The following is a 14,854-nucleotide window of genomic DNA, read 5'->3' as shown; positions in this document are numbered from 1 at the left end:
TAATCTGCGTCACTTCACACGCTGATTTGATGCAGATGAGATGCTGATTTCATATGACTTTGCGAGTGGTTTCAGCCTTTTTATACTTCTTGTTGTACTTAGGTATGAAAAAAGGGAAAGCATCTGTACACCTTCCCTACGGCAAAGATAATCAATTTCAGAGGCGAATGCAAATCTGATGTGAATTTATTTGACAACGCAAAAGGGCCAAATCCATGGCTTGTCTACATCATTTCTTTGGTTCAGAAGTATATTTCGGCCTCTTCTTTTCCCTTTTTCTGCTGTTTCTTTTCAGGTTCATTCTTCAGTTTCCCGTCCTTGTCGAACATGCCGTATGTTGTTCGGAGCACGCTGAATTCCGTGCGTCGGTTCAGTTGATTGCATGTTTCCTGCTGCTCTTTATCAAGCTTTTCGATGAAAGCGGGAGTGAGTTGGTCGCCTTCTTTCAGCCATGTGTACTTCTCGGTGAGCTTCTTTCGAATGGTTTTCGGACGTTGTTTTCCGTAGCCGACAGCCGTCAGACGGTCGGCAGCAATGCCTTTGCTGATGAGATAACGCACTACGTTCTCGGCCCTTTGCTGCGACAGACGGAGGTTGTACTCGGCCGAACCGCGGTAGTCACAGTGGGCTGCAAGTTCAATGGTTACATGCGGATTTTCGTTCAACAACGTGACAAGTTCATCGAGTGCAGCGGTTGATTCGGGGCGAAGTGTGGCCTTGTTGAAGTCGTAGAAGATGTTGTCGATGAGCACAGGAGCCGTGATTGAGGCCAAAGGAAATTGCAGTACGTGCTCTTCTGAAGCCTTTGTGGGGCGTATGTTGAGGCTTGCGTGGTGATTGAGAAAGCCGTCACAGGTGGCAAGGAAAATGTAGTTGACTCCCGGTTTGAGGGTCTGTGTGAACGAACCGTCGCCTCTTACGCTCAGTTTTACATTCGTTCCGTCGTTTCCCACCATGTAAACCTGTGCATGAGGAAGCTCATATCCGTCTTTCTCATATACCCAACCTTTGACCGTCTGCACGATTTCGGGATTCTCAAAGCTATAGATATGGTCGTAGCCTCGACTGTCGTTGCGGTTTGAAGCGAAGTATCCGCGGTTGTGAGGGCCTTCGAAAGTCATGCCGAAGTCGTCGCCGTTGCTGTTCATCGGATAGCCCAAATGGGTGATTGTCGGGTGCCCTTGTGCATCGAAATGGGCCATAAAAAGGTCTAAACCGCCTAATCCGGGATGGCCATCGCTCGAGAAGTAGAGGTCTCCATTGGGTCGGAAAGTGGGGAATTCCTCGTTGCCTGGTGTGTTGATAGGTACCCCGAGGTTCTCTGCTCCGCCTAATCCTGCGGCTGTAATTCGTATGCGCCAGAGGTCAAGTCCACCCATTCCTCCCGGCATGTCAGAGGTGAAATAGAGCCAATGGCCATCGGGAGAGACGGCAGGGTGGGCGAAAAGAGAGAGTGTGTCGCGGGAGATTGGCAGTTCGGAAGGCTTGCCCCATGTGGCATCGCTACGTTCGGAAGTCATGATACGGGCATAGCGTGGATAGGTGGGATCAGTTGAACACTGTGTCAGGTACATCGTTCTGCCGTCGGGAGAAAAGGCACATGCACCCTCGTCGAAGGCCGTGTTGAGGGCTCCGCCAACGGGTTCGGGCTTGCTCCATTTGCCTTTATCGTTCTTCTCGGTAAAGAAGATGTCACCGTTCTTCATTCCCGTAATACCGCTTTGCTCGTCACCTTCGGCCTCTTTTCGCGTGGAAGTAAAGTAGAGAATGTTGCTTTCGTCGCCATAGAGCATGGGCGAATAGTCTGCTTTATAGGAGTTGAAAGCCGCCATTTTCCTGACGGTATAGCTGCTTCCTTGCTTCTTCCAGAGTGGTGATTGGTGTGCAGAAGCGAGGCCATTCAACACCAAAGTGTCGTTTGGAAGAGAGTCTTTCAGGGTCAAGAACTCCTTTTCTGCTGCCTTATATTGTCCGTCTTTCAAGAGCAATCGCGCATAGATGAGTTGGTCGTTCAATGTGGCTTGTTGGTAACGTATGGCGTTTCGGAAAGCTGATATAGCACGTTGTGTCTGGTTGATTTTAGCATAACAGCGTGCCATTTTCACGGCTCTTTGACCACGTTCTGTGCGTTCTTTGGCCGGGGTTTGTTGGTAGGCTTTGCGGTATTGCTGTGCAGCATCGTAATATTCTCCTATGGCTTGATGCTGCTCGGCTTTCTTCATGGCGCGTTCAGTGCCGCAGGAAGCGAGGGCAAAGAGGGTTGTAATGTATATGATAAGGTGGATTTTCTGCATGTATAAATAACGTTTTGCATGGGGTTATATTATAGTTTTCAGTGGGTTTTGCCCTGTATTTCTGATAGATTTTTATATCTTTGCCCCGCAGATAAGGTCAATATGAAGATAAAAAAGTATTTTGTCAGACTTCTGATAGGCGTGTTTTGGACGTGTCTTGCATTGGAAATGCCACCGCTTCTCTTGAAGATTGCGTGGCCAGCTGCATTGAATGATACCCTTTGGTTACTTGGTCCGGCATCGTGTTGTGTCTTGATTATTCGATGGTTTTATGTGCAAAGCCTGCGTAATCCGAATGCTGTGACCAAAACATTATACGCGATATCATGGCTAAGTTTGCCTGTTTTGGTATTGCACTTACTGTTTTATAGTTACTCGATGCCAGGCAGAACATATGAAGTCCTCTATCAAGACAAGGACTATGAAGTTGTAGTTGACTATGCCTCCTTTGTCACAAATAGTGATTATATATCAGTATATAAGCGGTGGTTAGGCCTTCGAAAGAGAATTTACAGAGGCTATTATGGAAGTGAAACCGATTCGTTGAGGAGCCGGAAAGCCATAGAAAGTTTCTTGAAAAAGCAGAATTAAGCGTGAAATCAGACATTCATCTAATGGTCATTAACCTTGATGAATGTCGTCTATACTTTGTCATTAAAAGGCAAAACAAATTTACAGCCATCCTTCCAGCAGCTGCATCCGTAGGCAGTTTTCCCCTTGATGATGTGTCCTTTGCCACATAGTGGGCAGGGTTTCCCGATGAGTTCATCACTTGGTTTTAGGGGCTTGTCCTTTTTAGAGACCTTTTTCTCCGTGGATTTTGGTGCTGCTTTCTTCTTCGTTTTCTTCTTTAAGTCCTCATCGGAGAGTATAGTCACGCGACGATTACTATTGTCACGCAGCACATCATTAACGATATTGGAGATCTGTGTCTTTAATTCTTCGATGAATTGTGAGGCATCATACTTCCGATGTTCTATGTCGCGGAGCTTCTTTTCCCATATACCCGTGAGTTCACAACTCGTGAGCAGCTTCTCATGTATCATGTCGATGAGTTCTATTCCCGTAGGAGTGGCCACGAGATTCTTGCGTTCACGACGGATATATTTACGTTTGAAAAGGGTCTCAATGATACCTGCTCGGCTCGAAGGACGGCCTATGCCATTCTCTTTCAAGGCTGCACGCAGCTCATCATCTTCAACGAATTTGCCCGCCGTTTCCATGGCACGGAGCAGCGAAGCCTCTGTATAGAACTTCGGAGGCGTGGTCTGTTTCTCCGTGAGTGTAGGCGTGTGAGGCCCGCTTTCGCCTTTAGTGAAAGTGGGAAGAGCGGCAGTTTCACCCCCAATTTCATCTCGAAGAGCGGGGGAAGTGGGTTGTTCTTCTTCTTGAGAAGCCATGTTATTTGAAAGCGTATCACTCTTTTCGTTCTTTGAGGAGATGCTTTCCGTGAGACTTCTCCACCCAGGTTCCAATATTTCTTTACCCGTAACTTTGAACTCTATGCCGTCAACTTCACCGAGAACTGTGGTCGTTGAGAACTTACAGTCAGGGTAGAAAGCACTGATAAAGCGTGTTGCAATGAGGTCAAACACGTTTTGTTCCATGACAGTAAGGCTTTTCACGGGAACTCCGGTCGGTATGATGGCGTGGTGATCTGTTACCTTACTCGTGTCGAAAACCTTCTTACTCTTGGGTAACTTCTTGCTCATGGCCGCCAAGTTCTTTATCCATGGCATGTATTTTGGCTGACTATCAATCTTACATTGACTCAAACCATTGAGTATCTGTGGGCATTTCGGATAGATATCATCGCTCAGATATTGCGTGTCGACACGTGGATATGTCGTGAATTTCTTTTCGTATAAGCTTTGAATAAGGTTCAAAGTAGTCTCTGCCGAATAGCTGAATTTGCGGTTACAGTCCACTTGAAGCGACGTAAGGTCATAGAGGTGAGGAGGCGCTTCAGTGCCTTTCTTCTTCTGAACACTCTTGATTGTGAACGGTTTTCCGTCGATAGTGGCAAATGCTTTCTCGCCTTCTTCCTTGCTTGTAAACTTACCAGAGGTGGCCGTGAACTGCGTATCGCGATAGATAGTGGCCAAAACCCAATAGGGTTCTGGCTTAAAATGGTCGATTTCCTTTTGCCGATTGACTATCAAAGCCAATGTAGGTGTCTGCACACGACCTATACTAAGCACCTGTTTATTCTGTCCGTATTTCAGTGTGTAGAGTCGGGTTGCGTTCATTCCCAACAGCCAATCGCCGATAGCTCGGCTCAAACCAGCCATATAAAGCGGTTGATATTGCTGCTGATCCTTAAGATTTTGAAAGCCTTGTTGTATGGCTTCGTCGGTCATTGACGATATCCAAAGCCGCTTCACAGGGCATTTCACATTGGCTTTTTGCATTACCCAGCGCTGAATTAGCTCTCCTTCCTGTCCTGCATCACCGCAGTTGATAATCTCATCTGCCCCAGCATAAAGCTTTTCTATGGTGGAAAACTGTTTCTTAATGCCGTCATCGGGAATGAGTTTAATGCCGAAGCGCAGTGGAATCATAGGCAAGGCAGCCAGACTCCAATGCTTCCAGTTCTCGCTATAATCATTGGGTTCCTTCAGTTCGCATAGGTGGCCGAAGGTCCATGTGACCTGATATCCGTTCCCTTCCATGTATCCATCCTTGGCAGTTGTGGCTCCTAAGATGCGTGCTATATCCTTTGCTACACTTGGTTTCTCGGCAATACAGACAATCATTCTTTATAAGTTTAGGAATGCAAAGATACGAATTATTGTTGAAAATGAAATGAAAAAGCACTTCTAAGCCTTTTGAATTGATAAAAAAAATGGCATGAATACGTGGTTACTTCGGATTAATTTGTATCTTTGTAAATAGAATAAAACAAGATAAAAGCATCATGAAGAAATTGAAGATAGAAATAGGTTATGATTTCTGTCAACTTGATGAATTGAGCGAACAGGACCTAAATCTCATTGAAAGTGCCAAGGCTGCTGTGAAGAACAGCTATGCCAACTATAGTCATTTCCATGTTGGTGCGGCTTTGAGGCTGCATGATGGGCGCGTTGTTATCGGTGCAAACCAGGAGAATGCGGCCTTTCCTTCGGGCTTATGTGCCGAGCGTTCAGCCATATTTGCCGCCCAGTCGCATTATCCCGAGCAGGCTATTGATGCCTTAGCTATCGTTGCCCACAACGAAAAAGGGTTTCTGTCAGATCCTATTACGCCCTGTGGAGCATGCCGACAAGTGATGCTTGAAATGGAAGATCGCTACAAACAGAATGTCCGTGTGTTGCTTTATGGCACATCAGGTGTATATATTTTGAAAAGTGTAAAAGACCTTCTGCCCTTTGCGTTTGTTGATGAAAACATGAGAAAATAGCGCACATTATATATTTACAAAACCATTATGAAAGTTGGATTGTTTGTTCCTTGTTATGTGGATGCACTGTACCCGGAGGCTGGGATTGCTACATACAAGCTGTTAAAGCACTTTGGAATCGACGTCAGTTATCCGGAGAAGCAGACTTGTTGCGGTCAACCTATGGGGAATGCAGGCTTTGAAGGCATGTCAAAACCATTGGCCAGAAAGTTTGATGAGCTGTTCCGTGACTTCGATTATATCGTTGCACCATCGGCTTCATGCGCTGCATATGTGAAGATATATTACCCTCGTTTGCTGAAAGGAGAGCACGAATGCCTGTCTTCAAAGAAGATAATGGACATCGTAGAGTTCCTGCATGACGTGCTCAAAATCACCTCTTTGCCGGGTAGTTTCCCCCATGTGGTGAGCGTACATAACAGTTGTCACGGCGTAAGAGAACTTGGTTTGTCTGCTCCTTCCGAGCGAAACATTCCTCCTTACAATAAGATTATCGACTTGTTGAAGCTTTTAAAGGACATCACTGTAAAAGAACCGGAGCGTAAAGACGAGTGTTGTGGCTTCGGAGGTATGTTCTCTGTGGAGGAAACTGCAGTCTCTATACGCATGGGAGAAGATAAGATTGACCGCCATATTGCCACAGGTGCCGAGTTTGTTACAGGCCCCGACAGCAGTTGTCTGATGCATATGGCGGGCATTGCCAAGCGTGAAAAGAAACCCATAAAATTCGTTCATGTGGCCCAAATACTGGCTGCCGGACTTTAATGTAGCATAAAAGGAAAGGAAATCTATGAGCACAGAACATGCAAAGAAGGCAGCCATATTCAATAAGAACCGCGAGAAAACGACATGGCATGACCAGACTTTCTGGTCAGTTCGCATGAAACATGATGCCGTAGCCCACCAATTGCCTGAATGGGAAGACCTGCGTCAACATGCAAGTGACATCAAACGGCACACCATAACCCACCTTGCCGACTATCTTGAAGCCTTTACTTCCAACCTCGAGAGTCGTGGAGTCATCGTGCATTGGGCCAATGATGCCGATGAATTCAACGCCATAGTGTATGATATACTCAAGTCGCATGGCGTGAAGAAAATGGTGAAATCAAAGTCGATGCTCACTGAAGAATGCCAGATGAATCCCTATCTCATCGACCGTGGAATAGATGTTGTTGAGACCGATTTAGGTGAGCGTATCATCCAACTTCTTGGTCAGAAGCCGAGTCATATCGTGATGCCGGCCATTCATCTGACGCGTGAAGAAGTGGGAAGAATGTTTGAAGAAAAGGGCATTTCGCAAGAGAAAGGAAACTATGACCCTACATATCTCACCCGATGTGCACGTCATCATCTGCGTGAGGAGTTTGTAGAAGCCGACGCAGGTATGACGGGTTGCAACTTCGGTGTAGCCAAGACGGGTGATATTGTGGTGTGTACCAATGAGGGAAATGCCGACATGACAACCTCTATCCCGAAGCTGCATATTGTCTCAATGGGCATTGAAAAGCTCGTTCCCGACTATGCTTCATTGGCTGTCTTCCAGCGTTTGCTCTGCCGTTGCGGTACAGGTCAGCCCACAACTACCTATACTTCGCATTTTCGTCAGGCCCGTCCGGGAGGCGAAATGCACGTGGTTTTGGTTGACAACGGACGCAGTAAGATACTCGGAAACCCTGAACATTGGGAAACATTGAAGTGTATCCGCTGTGGAGCCTGCATGAACACGTGCCCCGTTTACCGTCGAAGTGGCGGCTACAGCTACAGTTATTTCATCCCGGGACCTATCGGGGTGAACCTCGGTATGCTGCATGATGCCCGAAAACATGCGGGTAATGTGAGTGCCTGTTCGCTCTGTTTGAGTTGCGATAACGTGTGTCCAGCCGAGGTAGCACCGGGCAGTCAGATTTATGTTTGGCGTCAGATGCTCGACAGTATAGGCAAGGCTGACCCGCTGAAGAAGACAATGTCGAAGGGCATGGAGGCGCTCTTTGAGGCTCCGACGCTTTATCAGACGACCTTGAAGTTTGCTCCTTTGGCCAATCTTATCCCCGAACGATTGACGCATTTCAGCCGAATTAATCCATGGGGAATAGGTCATGCGAAGCCCGAATTTGCCGAAAAGTCATTCCATCAGCTGTGGAAAGAGGGTGAGGTGAAGTGAAACCATGTAATTTGCAAGTATGGAAAAGAAAGAATTTCTCGATAGATTGCGTGCCAATACGCGTGAGCAATACGATATGCCTGACATGAATATCAATGGCATTACCTATCCCGACACGGTCAAACAGTTTATAGAAATGACTCAATCTGTGGGTGGAAGCGTTGTCGAAGCAAAGCCGACAGATGATTTGAACACACTGATCAACAAGGCTTATCCCGATGCAAGGGTCATTGCAAGCAATCTTCCGGGCATCAATGCCCAACGAAATCCCGACACAGTCGCCGAAGCAAGCGAACTCAACGGCACCGATGTAGGAGTCGTCAAGGGTGAAATTGGCGTGGCAGAAAACGCATGTGTATGGGTGCCTCAAGTGATGAGAGAGAAGGCTGTGTGCTTTATTTCAGAGCATCTTGTAATCATTCTCGACCGAAAACAAGTGGTTGACAACATGCACCAGGCCTATCAGAAGATACAGATGACTGATTATGGCTTTGGCACTTTCATCAGTGGGCCCAGCAAGACGGCCGACATTGAGCAGGCACTTGTCATGGGTGCGCAGGCTGCTCGTTCCGTTACGGTCATCCTTGTGGGTTGAATTCCGTTTTCCCTCATTGCTTCTCATGCGTGTTGTGGTTTTATTTCGGCTGCTGTTTCTGCTTGAAATATCCGCGCATGAGCAGCAATCTTTCTTCTTTTCTCCCTTTTCCTGAAAGCTGTTTTGTAAAGGTTATTCTTGAAAAAAGCCCCTCTTTGAGTTTGATGAAATAGGAAAAGAAATTGCATTCTGAAGCTCTTTTTCTTACATTTTGCTTCCTCTGACCATGGTTTCTCGGTGCTCATATTTGTCAATCAGCGTCATGTCAGCCTGCTGTTTGACTTGTTTTGCCCTGTAAGATGGGCCACTTTGTGGTGTGTTTTGATGCAGATTGCAAGGTGATTTGACGCAAATTGCAAATCAAACTCCTGTGATTTTGTGCTGTAAACTCAAACAGATGGTTTAATCATCTGATAATCATTAACTTACTTAAAGAGCCGAAAAACGGGCGTATTTCCGTTGAGCGGCTTGCTCGTTTGAAAATAGGCCCGTTTTCAGAAGGCTTTTGTCAAGTTTTTTGACAGTTATTTCTTGCTCGCATCCACTTGCTTCTCTATGGCTTTGATAATCTCTTTGCGGATGTCTTCATTGGTGCCGTTGACCATATATTGCAGGGTTCCGTCGGTTGTCAAGACAAGTGTCATCGGATAACCTCGGCCACCTACCCATTTCGTGAAGTAGTTGTCGTTGGCCAAGTGCGTCCAGTTGAAATTGCATTTTTCCGTAATCTGCCTGACTTTTTCAGGCTTTTCAAAGTCTGCCGAAAGGAAAGTTACCTGTGGAAAGCGTTCTTTCCATGTAGAGAGTTCAGGCATTTCTTTGCGGCAGGGGCCACATCCTGAATACCAAACATTGATGACCGTCACGTGGCCTTGCAGTGAATCCTGTGTCCATGTGCCACCATTGATGTCGTGAAGTGTGAATGTTCCTGGCAGTTTCTGGCCTATCTTGGGTGCTGTCAGCTGTTTATCTCCGCTGTGAGTTGCCGCTGCCATTTCATCGAAAAGGCGTGCACCGGCTTCAAACTTGTCGGCATTGACAACGTTTTTCCGTGCGATTTCATATTTCTTCCATGCCTTGGGAATGACGAAATCGGCAGGAACGAGTACGCGGAGAACGGAGTGTTGCTCGCCATCATCAAGGCGTTGGAAGCCTTTCTGAACGCTGAATATCTCCTGCATAGGCATCTCTTTTGCGAAGAAATGGTGGTTGATGAGGAGTCCCGGCACTTGTTTCTGGTTTTCCTGTGCCCATGTCTTTGGTGCAAAAAGCAGGAAAAGCAACAGCAATGGGACAAAGATTGTTTTGTAAGATGAATACTTCATGGCTTTTTGTTTTATGTTCTTAATATGTTTCCGACCAATGATTAATCGTCTGTATGACCGTTTCCACCTCTTCATCGGTCATGGCAGGGTGGCACGGCAGGCTCAGTTCGGTCTGCGCAATGTGTTCGGTGAGGGGCAGATGTAGGCTGTTCCATTCAGGATAGCAAGCTTGCTGATGAGGTGGGATAGGGTAGTGGATCATCGTTCCTATGCCTTTCGAAGTGAGATATTCCTGCAGTTCATCGCGTCTTTCGCAAAGAATAGGATAGATGTGATACACGGAGTTATCGGGTCGAACAAGCTTTATGCTCCCCTGGTTCAGTCCTTCATCATAGCGCTCGGCAATGGTTTGGCGGCGTTGGTTGTCGTCATCAAGATATTTCAGTTTTACTTTCAAGACGGCTGCCTGCACTTCATCCAAGCGGCTGTTGAGGCCTTGATAGGGGAATACATATTTGCGACTGCTGCCATAATTGCCGAGAGAACGAATGGTCATAGCAAGTGTTTCGTCGTCGGTAGTCACGGCACCTGCATCGCCCAAAGCACCGAGATTTTTGCCCGGATAAAAGCTGTGGGCAGCGGCATCTCCTATACTTCCGGTTCGCTTTCCATGCCATATCAGGCCATGACCTTGGGCATTATCCTCGATAAGCAGCAACGAGTGGCGGTGGCAGATGTCGTTGATGAGGTCGTTCATAGCGCATGTTCCGTAGAGATGTACAAGCAGAACAGCGCGCGTCTTCGGTGTGATGGCAGTTTCAATGCGCGTAGCATCGAGTTGCAGAAAGACATCAGGCTCCACTAAAATAGGCTTCAGACGGTTTTCAGTGAGTGAGAGAATGGAGGCTATATAGGTGTTGGCCGGTACGATAACCTCGTCACCTTCGTGTAGTTTTCCAAGTACTTTGTAGGCTCTGAAGATGAGTGTCAGCGCATCGAGTCCGTTGCCACAGCCGATGCAATGCTGCGTCCCAATATATTTCGCATAGGAGGTTTCAAAGTCGTTTGTGGCCTCTCCTTGCAGATACCAGCCACTGTTGACGACTTTCTCCACGGCTTCATGAATTTCAGAAGCGTGTTGTTGCGTGATGCGTTGTAGGTTGAGATAGTCTATTTTCATACGTCCCATTCGTACCAATCATAGCAGACGGCGCGTCCGCCAAAGCTTTCTTTCTGATAAATCAGGCTTTCGTTGAGGATTGTTCCCTGCTGTTCGGTGGATTTTCCAAAATCAAACCATGCCTTGTTGCGATAGGTTTCATGGATTAATTTGTCGAAAAGCAGGTCGAGTGCATGTAGCTTCTTTCCTTCCAGAGAGGCCGAAATATACTGCGTATGTGCCACATTTCCATATTCATAAACAACGGTTCCGCCCAGCATTTTGCCGTTCAGTTGTGCTGTGAAAAGACGGATGTTGTTTGGAAATCTGGCTTTAAGCATTTCGATTTCAGTTAGCGTGTGCACGGGCCGGACATGATATTTGGTTTGTAGATTTGTGGTCAATATGTGCCAGAAATCAGTCCAACGGTTGCTCTCTTCAACCGTAATACCATTTTGATTTGCTTTTTTTATCCCACTTTTTCTTATTTGGTAGCAGGGCAATGGTGCATCAATCTTGACAACGGTTGCTATGTCGCGGGCAACCAATCGGGCTTTGGTTGTGCGGTAAATCGCATAGAGATCTTCTTCTGAAGGTTGCTGATGATAGAGCCAGGGAATGGCTTTGTAGACAACTTTCTGTAGGCCTTCGTTGTGCAGATAGGCATTCATGAGCTGCAAAACCGTGACAGCTTCGGCTGTCGTGAAATGCTGATTGACAATCAATCCGCCGAAAGTAAGCCCTTGATGTGAGTAGAGAATGTTTCCTTTTTGATTAGCCGGCAGGAGTGCATAGAGTTTGTTTCGTCTGTAAATGAGCAGCGAATGGTCGGGGAAACGGTCGTGATGATAGTCCATATAATCCCTGTAAAAGAGAAACAATCCGTTCTTTGACGCAGAAATAAAAGCGTCCCATTCGGACTTCAATTCAGGGAGATAAGGCTTTATTTCAAACATTTCAAGTGGTCAAGAAATTGGTGATAGTCGTATATATAGTCTGTTTCGTCGAATTCATCTTCGGCTAATACCAAGCATACTGCACCCGAAGAGAAGTCTTCAAGCGTGCGCCAGATGTCAGTTTCGATGAGTAGTCCCTGATAAGGATGATTGAGATGATAGGTCTTTTTGGCTTGTCCGTTGTCGAGGCTTACATCGAAACTGCCGCTGACGGCAATGACAAACTCACGGCAATGGCGGTGAGCATGACCGCCACGGCTTTCACCTGAGGGCACATCGTAAGTCCAATAAACGCGTTGTATGCCGAAAGGCACTTGCGCATATTGCTGTGCAACCGTCAGATTTCCACGCGGATCGATAATCTTCGGCAGGTCAATAAGCTTTCCTAATGATTGCATCTATCTTTTCTTTCTTTTCTTCTTGATATCTTTAATCCATGCCATGCGCTCTTCATAGATAGGACGATATTTGTCAATCTGTGCTTGAAGATCTTTGCTTCTGCCTGCAAGTTGAGCATATTCCTGCGTCTCGGTGCCTTCTTGTTGCTTGAGATTCAGCATGCGGGCAAGTAGGTTTTTCTGCTCTTCTTGAATGTATGAAAGCTGTTCACCAAGTTTCCTGAGGTCTTCAAGAAACTTGGTAATGGTGTCAATATGATTTTCCTTTTCCACGTTTCCCTTATTTGATAATGGTTGCTGCCAAGCGTTTTGCCTTCTCACGGAGGGCATTCATGTCGGCATCAAGACTGCCATAGCACAGCACAACGCCCATTCTGCGACCCTTATGCTGGTCTGGTTTGCCGAATATTCGAACGCGGGTACGGTCTTCTTTCAGTGCTTCCATGAGGTCAAATGTAGGTTCATGGTCTGCATTCTCTTTGGCGAGAACGACAGCTGAACAGCCGTTGTGCTCTAAGTGGATAGCAGGAATGGGCCAACCCATAATGGCACGCAGGTGAAGTTCAAACTCATTGAGGTTTATAGTGTGTCCCAAGGTGACCATGCCCGTGTCATGTGGCCGTGGACTTAGTTCTGAAAAGATGACTTCCCCCTGCTTGGTCATGAAGAATTCTACACCCCAAAGGCCATATCCTGACAGTGATTTTGTGACTTCATCTGCCATGTGTTGCGCCTGCTTCAAGGCCTCTTCTGTGATGCAATAAGGCTGCCAACTCTCACGATAGTCACCTCCTTTTTGCACGTGACCGATAGGAGGACAGAAGATGGTTGGTGTGTTCTTTTGGGTTACAGTGAGCAAGGTGAATTCGGAATCGAAGTCGATAAACTCTTCAATGATAACCTCTTTAACGTCTCCTCGCCCCTCTTCCATGGCCTCATGAAAGGCAGCCTGCAGTTCATCATCATTGTGAACGTAGCTTTGTCCGTGTCCACTTGAACTCATTAATGGTTTCACCACGCATGGAAAACCTATTTCATCGGCAGCCCGTTTGAAATCTTCAAAGGTCTTGGCATAGAAGTATTTGGCCGTCCGAAGCCCTAATTCGCGCGATGCAAGGTCACGAATGGCGCGCCTGTTCATCGTGAAGTTGACTGCCCGGGCAGAGGGAACGACTTGGATACCTTGCTTTTCAAAGTCGAAAAGTCGCTCTGTTCTGATAGCTTCTATCTCTGGAACGATGATGTCGGGACGGTGCTTTTCGACCGCAGCGGCAAGGGCATCACCGTCTAACATGCTGAAAACTTCGCGCTCATCTGCCACTTGCATGGCCGGCGCATCATTGTAACGGTCACATGCAATGACATGAAGTCCTGCGCGTTTTGCTGCAATCGTAAACTCTTTTCCAAGCTCTCCGGAGCCCAAAAGCATGATTTTCTTTGTCATGGTTGGGGGATATTATCAATTAAATGGTTATCTGTTACCGTACATTTCGGCGTAGTATTTCTGGTAATCTCCGCTGGTCACCTCTTCAATCCATTGCTGGTTGTCGAGGTTCCACTTGATAGTTTTCACGATACCATCGGCAAATTTAGTCTCAGGATACCAGCCAAGCTCTTCCTTTATCTTTGTAGGATCGATGGCATATCGCTTATCATGGCCGAGACGGTCAGTCACATGAGTGATTAAGTCGTTGTTAATCCAGCTGATATCAAGGTCTCCTTGTGCGTCTTCTACTTTCTTCTTGAGCACGGAACGTAGGCTCTTGTCGGCTTCCATCATGTCATGTATGGTCTTAATCGTAAGCTTTACGATGTCAATGTTGGTCATTTCGTTGTGTCCGCCGACGTTGTAAACCTCCCCTTCACGACCTTCACGCACCACTAAGTCTATCGCCTTACAATGGTCTTCCACGTAAAGCCAGTCGCGAACATTGAGTCCTTCGCCATACACAGGAAGCTTCTTGCCTTCCAGAATATTATTGATGATGAGTGGAATCAGCTTTTCCGGGAAGTGATAAGGGCCGTAGTTGTTGGAACAACGGGTGATAGTTGTCGGCATATGATAGGTGTCATGATAGGCCATAACAAACATATCTGCACTTGTTTTGCTGGCACTATAGGGGCTATGTGGACACAAAGGAGTCTTTTCAGTGAAGTAACCTTCAGCGCCAAGACTGCCATAAACCTCATCGGTTGACACCTGATGATAGCGTTTCCCTGGTTTCCATGTGGGATAACCTTGGGCATCTTTGCCCGTAACCCATGCTCTGCGGGCTGCATCGAGTAGGTTCTGAGTGCCCAAGATGTTTACACTTAAGAACAATTGAGGGTCTTCTATGCTGCGGTCTACATGGCTTTCAGCTGCAAAATTGACGAGATAATCGATGTCGTTTTCAGCAAACAGGCGGTCAACAAGCTTGCGGTCGCGGATGTCTCCCTTAACGAATATGCAGCGTTTACCGTCAATGTCGTCCTTGATAGTACCGAGATTGCCTGCATAAGTGAGTGCATCAAGAATGATAACCCTTATGTCTTGCTCCTTATACTTACGGTGAAGGAGATACTTAATGTAGTTTGCGCCGATGAAACCAGCGGCACCAGTCACGAGATATGTCTTCATATT

Annotated in this window: 14 protein-coding genes; 5 read left to right on the top strand and 9 right to left on the bottom strand. The window is 46.7% G+C overall.

Features of this window, described 5'->3' with window-relative positions:
- Window positions 1-242: 242 nt before the first annotated feature.
- Entirely contained in the window at window positions 243-2,294 is a 2,052-nt protein-coding gene (porE, locus tag EL210_RS10690; RefSeq protein WP_025879710.1) for a PorE family type IX secretion system protein, read from the bottom strand.
- Between the two features lie 102 nt (window positions 2,295-2,396).
- Here porE and EL210_RS10685 point away from each other — a divergent pair, with 102 nt between their 5' ends.
- Entirely contained in the window at window positions 2,397-2,885 is a 489-nt protein-coding gene (locus EL210_RS10685) for a hypothetical protein (protein WP_018919557.1), read from the top strand.
- Window positions 2,886-2,935: 50 nt separating this feature from the next.
- Here the strand turns inward: EL210_RS10685 and EL210_RS10680 are convergent, their stop codons facing one another.
- Window positions 2,936-5,050: a DNA topoisomerase 3 gene (locus EL210_RS10680; RefSeq protein ID WP_018919556.1), complete on the bottom strand. Its 2,115-nt coding sequence runs from the start codon at window positions 5,048-5,050 to the stop codon at window positions 2,936-2,938.
- Between the two features lie 161 nt (window positions 5,051-5,211).
- Between EL210_RS10680 and cdd the strand changes: the two genes are divergently transcribed.
- The 4 genes from cdd to EL210_RS10660 are packed head-to-tail and all read left to right on the top strand — an operon-like array spanning window position 5,212 to window position 8,453.
- Window positions 5,212-5,694 (top strand): cytidine deaminase, encoded by a 483-nt coding sequence (cdd, locus tag EL210_RS10675; RefSeq protein ID WP_018919555.1) that lies wholly within the window; start codon window positions 5,212-5,214, stop codon window positions 5,692-5,694.
- A 27-nt stretch (window positions 5,695-5,721) separates the two neighbouring features.
- Window positions 5,722-6,459 (top strand): (Fe-S)-binding protein, encoded by a 738-nt coding sequence (locus EL210_RS10670; protein WP_004371444.1) that lies wholly within the window; start codon window positions 5,722-5,724, stop codon window positions 6,457-6,459.
- A 25-nt stretch (window positions 6,460-6,484) separates the two neighbouring features.
- Complete coding sequence (locus tag EL210_RS10665) at window positions 6,485-7,858, top strand: lactate utilization protein B (RefSeq protein ID WP_018919554.1); 1,374 nt, start codon at window positions 6,485-6,487, stop codon at window positions 7,856-7,858.
- A gap of 19 nt (window positions 7,859-7,877) precedes the next feature.
- Window positions 7,878-8,453 carry a LutC/YkgG family protein gene (locus EL210_RS10660; protein ID WP_018919553.1) on the top strand — a complete coding sequence of 192 codons (576 nt, stop codon included), beginning with the start codon at window positions 7,878-7,880 and terminating at the stop codon, window positions 8,451-8,453.
- A gap of 524 nt (window positions 8,454-8,977) precedes the next feature.
- Here EL210_RS10660 and EL210_RS10655 read toward each other — a convergent pair.
- The 7 genes from EL210_RS10655 to rfbB are packed head-to-tail and all read right to left on the bottom strand — an operon-like array spanning window position 8,978 to window position 14,851.
- Window positions 8,978-9,778, bottom strand: a complete 801-nt coding sequence (locus tag EL210_RS10655; protein WP_025879711.1) for a TlpA family protein disulfide reductase — start codon at window positions 9,776-9,778, stop codon at window positions 8,978-8,980.
- Between the two features lie 19 nt (window positions 9,779-9,797).
- Window positions 9,798-10,898: a DegT/DnrJ/EryC1/StrS family aminotransferase gene (locus EL210_RS10650; protein ID WP_025879712.1), complete on the bottom strand. Its 1,101-nt coding sequence runs from the start codon at window positions 10,896-10,898 to the stop codon at window positions 9,798-9,800.
- A complete protein-coding gene (locus tag EL210_RS10645; protein WP_018919549.1) occupies window positions 10,895-11,833 on the bottom strand; it encodes a GNAT family N-acetyltransferase in 939 nt (312 codons plus the stop codon). Before EL210_RS10645 ends, EL210_RS10650 begins: the two co-directional genes overlap by 4 nt.
- Window positions 11,821-12,231 (bottom strand): sugar 3,4-ketoisomerase, encoded by a 411-nt coding sequence (locus EL210_RS10640; protein ID WP_018919548.1) that lies wholly within the window; start codon window positions 12,229-12,231, stop codon window positions 11,821-11,823. Before EL210_RS10640 ends, EL210_RS10645 begins: the two co-directional genes overlap by 13 nt.
- Window positions 12,232-12,504: a hypothetical protein gene (locus EL210_RS10635; protein ID WP_018919547.1), complete on the bottom strand. Its 273-nt coding sequence runs from the start codon at window positions 12,502-12,504 to the stop codon at window positions 12,232-12,234.
- Between the two features lie 7 nt (window positions 12,505-12,511).
- Window positions 12,512-13,675: a formate-dependent phosphoribosylglycinamide formyltransferase gene (gene purT, locus EL210_RS10630; RefSeq protein ID WP_018919546.1), complete on the bottom strand. Its 1,164-nt coding sequence runs from the start codon at window positions 13,673-13,675 to the stop codon at window positions 12,512-12,514.
- Between the two features lie 27 nt (window positions 13,676-13,702).
- Window positions 13,703-14,851 carry a dTDP-glucose 4,6-dehydratase gene (gene rfbB / locus EL210_RS10625; protein WP_004377288.1) on the bottom strand — a complete coding sequence of 383 codons (1,149 nt, stop codon included), beginning with the start codon at window positions 14,849-14,851 and terminating at the stop codon, window positions 13,703-13,705.
- Window positions 14,852-14,854 lie beyond the last annotated feature (3 nt).

Origin of the sequence: Segatella oris (genome assembly GCF_900637655.1) — a bacterium.
GTDB lineage: Bacteria > Bacteroidota > Bacteroidia > Bacteroidales > Bacteroidaceae > Prevotella > Prevotella oris.
The sequence above is the reverse complement of the archived record's forward strand: the minus strand, read 5'-3'. Positions and strand labels throughout refer to the sequence as shown.